Genomic DNA, 6,256 nt, shown 5'->3' with positions numbered 1-6,256 from the left:
CGACTATCTGCCCACCGACAACTTCCAGACCCTGAACATGATCTCCACGACCGGGGCTTTCATCCTGGGTGCCTCGATGGTGCCGTTCGTCTGGAATGTGTTCAAGAGCTGGCGTTACGGCGAAGTCGTGACCGTCGATGACCCGTGGGGATACGGGAACTCGCTGGAGTGGGCGACCAGCTGCCCGCCGCCGCGGCACAACTTCACCGAGTTGCCCCGGATCCGTTCGGAGCGTCCGGCTTTCGAGTTGCACTACCCGCACATGGTGGAACGGCTGCGCGCCGAGGCGCACGTGGGGCGCCATGCCACGGCGCTGGAGTCGCCGAAGGGATTCGGGCCGCGGACCGAACCCGATCGCTCGACCGCCGACCAGTAGCGTCGTCACGCACCGAGTCGCGAGTGAACCCAACCCCCAAGGTCTCGGTGCTCATCACCGTCACCGGTGTGGATCAGCCGGGCGTGACCTCGGCGCTGTTCGAGGTGTTGTCTCGGCACGGTGTCGAGTTGCTCAACGTCGAACAGGTGGTGATCCGGGGCCGCCTGACGCTGGGTGTCCTGTTGTCCTGCCCGCCGGACGTCGCCGACGGCGGCATGCTGCACGACGACGTGGAATCCGCCATCCGTGGGGTGGGCCTCGACGTCACCATCGAGCGCAGTGACGATGTGCCGATCATCAGGCAACCGTCGACCCACACCATTTTCGTTCTGGGCCGGCCGATTACGGCGCGCGCGTTCGGGGCGGTGGCCCGGGAGGCGGCGGCGCGGGGAGTCAACATCGACCTCATCCGCGGGGTGTCGGACTATCCGGTCACCGGCCTGGAGTTGCGCGTTTCGGTGCCGTTGGGAACCGATGGGTCGCTGCGGAAAGCGTTGACTCGGGTGGCCGCGGAAGAGGCCGTCGACGTTGCAGTCGAGGAGTACAGCCTCGAACGGCGCGCCAAACGGCTCATCGTCTTCGACGTTGATTCGACGCTGGTTCAGGGTGAGGTCATCGAGATGCTGGCGGCGCATGCGGGCGCCCAAGGAAAAGTCGCCGCGATCACTGAGGCCGCGATGCGCGGTGAGTTGGACTTCGCGGAATCGCTTCAGCAGCGGGTGGCGACCCTGGCGGGCTTGCCCGCCGCGGTGGTCGACGAGGTCGCCGCTCGGCTCGAGCTCATGCCGGGCGCGCGTACCACGCTACGAACGTTGCGCCGCTTGGGCTTTCGCTGCGGTGTGGTCTCCGGTGGCTTCGGGCGGATCATCGAACCGTTGGCCAAGGAGCTTTCGTTGGACTTCGTCGCCGCCAATGAACTCGAAATTGTCGACGGGACGCTCACCGGCCGCGTCGTCGGCACGATCATCGATCGTGCCGGTAAGGCCAAGGCGCTCAGGGAATTCGCCGAGCAGGCCGGAGTGCCGATGGAGCAGACCGTCGCCGTCGGGGACGGCGCCAACGACATCGACATGCTGGCCGCTGCGGGGCTCGGGGTGGCGTTCAACGCCAAGCCGGCGTTGCGGGAGGTCGCCGACGCGTCACTGAGCCAGCCATATCTCGACACCGTGCTGTTCCTCCTCGGCGTGACGCGCGGCGAGATCGAGGCCGCCGATGCGGTGGACGGCCAGCTGCGCCGCGTGCAGATTCCGCCGAATTGATCGGCCGCGCCGCCGGCGGGAGGCGGTGACCCGGCAGGTATTCGAGCCTCGCGGTACGGCACGATGGTCGGGTGCCCGATGACGGAAGCGAGCCCGCTGACCCGGACCTGCTGATTGACTTCAGGAACGTGTCGCTGCGGCGCGACGGCCATCTTTTGGTCGGTCCGGTGGACTGGGCGGTCGAACTCGACGAACGATGGGTGATCATCGGTCCGAACGGAGCCGGCAAGACATCGCTGCTGCGCATCGCCGCGGCCGCCGAGCACCCGTCATCGGGCGTCGCCTTCGTGCTCGGCGAGCGGCTCGGCCGAGTCGACGTGTCGGAGTTGCGTTCCCGAATCGGGTTGAGTTCCTCGGCCCTGGCGCAACGAGTGCCCGGCGAAGAACTGGTGCGCGACCTTATCGTCTCGGCCGGTTATGCCGTGCTGGGCCGATGGCGAGAACGCTACGAGGACGTCGACTACCGCCGGGCGATCGACATGCTGGAAAGCCTTGGCGCCGAGCACCTCGCGGAGCGCACCTACGGGACGCTGTCGGAAGGGGAGCGCAAGCGGGTGCTGATCGCGCGCGCATTGATGACCGACCCGGAGCTGCTGCTACTCGACGAGCCGGCCGCCGGCCTCGACCTGGGTGGCCGGGAGGAACTGGTGTCCCGGCTGGCGGACCTGGCCGCAGACCCCGATGCGCCGGCCTTGGTGCTGGTCACCCACCACGTGGAGGAGGTACCGCCCGGCTTCAGCCACTGCATGCTGCTGTCGGAGGGCCGGGTGGTGGCCGCCGGTCTGCTGCCCGACGTGCTCACGGCCGAGAACCTGTCGACCGCCTTCGGCCAGTCAATCGCCCTGGACGTCGCCGACGGGCGCTACTTCGCTCGACGGCTTCGCCCGCGCGCGGCCCACCGGAGGCACATATGACTTCCCCGCAAGATCAGCCACCGCCCCTGACACCGAGGCCGGCCGCGACCGTGATGCTGGTGCGAGACGCTCCGGGCGGGATCGCCGTCTTCCTCATGCGCCGGCACGCCCGCATGGAGTTTGCCGCCGGAACGATGGTGTTTCCCGGCGGCGGCGTCGACGATCGCGACCGAAACGCGGATATCGCCTGGGCCGGGCCGCCGCCGCAATGGTGGGCGCAGCGGTTCGGCATCGAACCCGACCTCGCCGAGGCGCTGGTCTGCGCCGCCGCACGGGAGACCTTCGAGGAATCCGGCGTGCTCTTCGCCGGGCCGGTCGACCAGGCCGGTTCGGCACCGAACAGTATCGTCGGCGACGCATCGGTGTATCGCGACTCGCGCCACCAGCTCGCGGCGGGCACGCTGTCCTTCGCGGATTTCCTGCGCCGCGAGAGGCTGGTGTTGCGGTCGGACCTGCTGCGTCCGTGGGCCAACTGGGTCACCCCGGAAGCCGAACGCACCCGCCGTTACGACACCTACTTCTTTGTCGGGGCCCTGCCGGCCGGTCAGCGCGCCGACGGGGAGAACACCGAGTCCGACCGCGCCGGCTGGACGACTCCGGAGGCCGCCATCGACGACTTCGCCGCGGGTCGCAGCTTCCTGCTGCCGCCCACGTGGACGCAGCTGGACTCGCTGGCCGGCCGCACCGTCGCCGAAGTGCTGGCCGTCGAGCGCAAAATCGTCACCGTGCAGCCGCACCTGGAGATCCAGGACGACAACTGGGTGTTCGAATTCTTCGACTCCGAGCGCTATCACCAGGCGCGGGAATCGGGCGGAATGGGGTGGCGGCATTGAGCGAGTTCGTCAGCGTCGTCGTCAGCGACGGCTCGCAGGATGCCGGCCTGGCCATGCTGCTGCTGTCGCGACCGCCGACCAACGCGATGACCCGCCAGGCCTACCGCGAGATCGCGGCGGCGGCGTCCGAACTGGGGCGGCGCGACGACGTGGCCGCGGTGATCCTGTTTGGCGGACACGAGATCTTCTCCGCCGGGGACGACCTGTCCGAGCTGCGGACTCTCACCGCGCCCGAAGCCGACATCGCGGCGGGGGTGCGACAGCAAGCCGTCGATGCCGTCGCGGCAATCCCGAAGCCGACCGTGGCCGCCATCACCGGATACGCGCTGGGCGCCGGCCTCACGCTGGCGCTGGCCGCCGACTGGCGCGTCAGCGGCGACAACGCCAAATTCGGCGCGACCGAGATCCTGGCCGGACTGATTCCCGGCGGGGGTGGCATGGCGCGCCTGGTGTGGGCCGCGGGGGCGAGCCGGGCCAAGGAGCTGGTTTTCAGCGGGCGCTTCATCGGCGCCGAGGAGGCGCTGACGATGGGCCTGATCGACGACATGGTGGCCCCCGACGACGTGTATGACGCCGCCGCGGCGTGGGCACGCCGCTTTCTCGACGGCCCGCCGCGGGCGCTCGCCGCAGCGAAGGCCGGGATCAACGACGTCTTCGAACTGGAACAGGCCCAGCGACTCGTCGCCGAACGGCGTCGTTACGCCGAAGTGTTCGCCGCCGGTCACAGGCTTGGCGAACAGGCCGGCCTCGGCGACCATTAGGCTGCCCTGCATGACGAGTTCGACCGACGCCATTCCCAACCCGCATGCCACCGCCGAGCAGGTGGAAGCGGCGCGGCACGACAGCAAGCTCGCCCAGGTGCTCTACCACGACTGGGAGGCGGAGACCTACGACGAGAAATGGTCGATCTCCTACGACCAACGCTGCATCGACTACGCCCGCAACTGCTTCGACGCCGTCGTGCCCGACGAGGTGATCAGGCAGCTGCCCTACGACCGGGCCCTTGAATTGGGTTGCGGCACCGGCTTTTTCCTGCTCAACCTGATCCAGTCCGGAGTCGCCCGGCGCGGGTCGGTGACCGACCTGTCGCCCGGCATGGTCAAGGTCGCCGCCCGCAACGGCCAATCGCTCGGCCTGGACATCGACGGCAGGGTGGCTGACGCGGAGGGCATCCCCTACGACGACAACAGCTTCGATCTTGTCGTCGGGCATGCCGTGCTGCACCACATTCCCGATGTCGAGCTGTCGCTGCGCGAGGTGATCCGGGTGCTGCGTCCCGGCGGGCGGTTCGTCTTCGCCGGCGAGCCGACCTCGGTCGGCGACGTGTATGCCCGCACCCTGTCCACGCTGACCTGGCGGGCCGTCACCAATGCCACCCGGCTGCCGGGTCTGCGCGGCTGGCGCCGCCCGCAGGCCGAGCTGGATGAGTCCTCCCGCGCGGCGGCGTTGGAGGCTCTCGTCGACCTGCACACCTTTGCGCCGCAGGACCTGCAGCGGATGGCTGCCGACGCCGGCGCGGTGCAGCTCCGCACCGCCACCGTGGAGTTCACCGCCGCGATGCTGGGCTGGCCGCTTCGCACGTTTGAATGCGCGGTTCCGCCGGGCCGCCTGGGCTGGGGCTGGGCGAAGTTCGCTTTCAACAGCTGGAAGGCGCTGAGCTGGGTGGACGCCAACGTCTGGCGCCATGTGCTGCCGCAGGGCTGGTTCTACAACGTGATGATCACCGGGGTCAAACCGTCCTGAGCTTGGCTTCCACGGGTGTTACCGGGTTGCGCTTCGGCGGTGACGACGTCAGTTACCTGCGGTCGGAATCGGGAGCGGCGGCGCTGGCCGCGGTGGCCCAACTCGAGCTGACGGACGCCAGCCGGGTTTCCGATGTCGCGGCCGTGCGCGCGCGGTTCGGCGACCGCGCCGCGGTACTGGTGGAGACGACGCTGTTGCGCCGCCGCGCCGTCGACAAGCTGAGTGCGCTCGGCCCGGACTTCAACCTGTCGGATTGGCTGTATACCGACGAGGCCTTGCAGCAGGCCACGGCGGCCCCGGTGGCCCTGCACCGGGCCGGGCGGTTGGCGCAGGCCGGTGCAGTGGTGCACGACGCGACGTGTTCGATCGGTACAGAATTGGCCGCACTGCACCGCGTCGGGGTCCGGACGGTGGGGAGCGACACCGACGCGGTGCGGCTGGCAATGGCCCGCCACAACGTGGGGTCGGTAGCAGACCTGTGCCGCGCCGACGCGCTGCGCCTGGTGACCCGCGACACGGTGGTCGTCGCCGACCCGGCGCGCCGGGCCGGCGGGCGGCGGCGTTTCCATGTCGATGACTACGAGCCCCGCCTCGGCCGGTTGATCGACGCCTACCGCGACCGCGAGTACGCCGTAAAGTGCGCTCCCGGAATAGATTTCGAGGGCATACGCCGCCTGGGATTCGACGGCGAAATCGAGGTGACGTCGTACCGGGGATCGGTGCGCGAGGCATGCCTGTGGTCGGCCGGATTGGCGCAGCGGGGTGTCGGCCGCCGGGCGAGCATCCTCGACCGCAACGAAGAGCTCACCGACGACGAACCCGACGAATGCCCGGTGCGGCCGCCCGGGCGCTGGATCGTCGACCCCGACGGAGCGGTGGTGAGGGCGGGCCTGGTGCGCCACTACGGCGCGCGGCACGGGCTCTGGCAACTCGACCCCGACATCGCCTACTTGTCCGGGGATCGGCTGCCGCCAGGGGTACGCGGTTTTGAGGTGCTCGAGCAGGTCGTGTTCGACGAGCGCAGACTGCGCCGGGCCCTGTCCGCCCTGGACTGTGGGCCGCTCGAGATCCTGATTCGCGGCGTGCGAGCGGACCCCGATGGGCTGCGGCGACGGCTGCGGCCGCGCGGCA

At 69.5% G+C, this 6,256-nt stretch carries 6 protein-coding genes and 1 pseudogene; all 7 read left to right on the top strand.

Going from position 1 to position 6,256, the window contains the following annotated elements; genetic code table 11:
• A pseudogene (locus JO059_RS19000) lies at window positions 1–376 on the top strand (cytochrome ubiquinol oxidase subunit I); the annotation flags it as partial.
• 23 nt (window positions 377–399) lie between these two features.
• Window positions 400–1,635, top strand: a complete 1,236-nt coding sequence (gene serB / locus JO059_RS18995; RefSeq protein ID WP_293321521.1) for a phosphoserine phosphatase SerB — start codon at window positions 400–402, stop codon at window positions 1,633–1,635.
• A gap of 71 nt (window positions 1,636–1,706) precedes the next feature.
• On the top strand, window positions 1,707–2,549 hold the full coding sequence (locus JO059_RS18990; RefSeq protein ID WP_293321519.1) for an ABC transporter ATP-binding protein: 843 nt from the start codon (window positions 1,707–1,709) through the stop codon (window positions 2,547–2,549).
• A complete protein-coding gene (locus tag JO059_RS18985) occupies window positions 2,546–3,382 on the top strand; it encodes an NUDIX hydrolase (RefSeq protein WP_293321517.1) in 837 nt (278 codons plus the stop codon). Before JO059_RS18990 ends, JO059_RS18985 begins: the two co-directional genes overlap by 4 nt.
• Window positions 3,379–4,143 carry an enoyl-CoA hydratase gene (locus JO059_RS18980; protein WP_293321515.1) on the top strand — a complete coding sequence of 255 codons (765 nt, stop codon included), beginning with the start codon at window positions 3,379–3,381 and terminating at the stop codon, window positions 4,141–4,143. The genes JO059_RS18985 and JO059_RS18980 overlap by 4 nt, the downstream gene beginning before the upstream one ends.
• Window positions 4,144–4,153: 10 nt before the next feature.
• A complete protein-coding gene (locus tag JO059_RS18975; RefSeq protein ID WP_293321513.1) occupies window positions 4,154–5,125 on the top strand; it encodes a class I SAM-dependent methyltransferase in 972 nt (323 codons plus the stop codon).
• Between the two features lie 2 nt (window positions 5,126–5,127).
• A partial coding sequence (locus tag JO059_RS18970; protein WP_293321511.1) for a class I SAM-dependent methyltransferase occupies window positions 5,128–6,256 on the top strand: 1,129 nt, incomplete at its 3' end.

This window comes from Mycobacterium sp., assembly GCF_019247615.1.
Taxonomy (GTDB): Bacteria; Actinomycetota; Actinomycetes; order Mycobacteriales; family Mycobacteriaceae; genus Mycobacterium.
The sequence above is the reverse complement of the archived record's forward strand: the minus strand, read 5'-3'. Positions and strand labels throughout refer to the sequence as shown.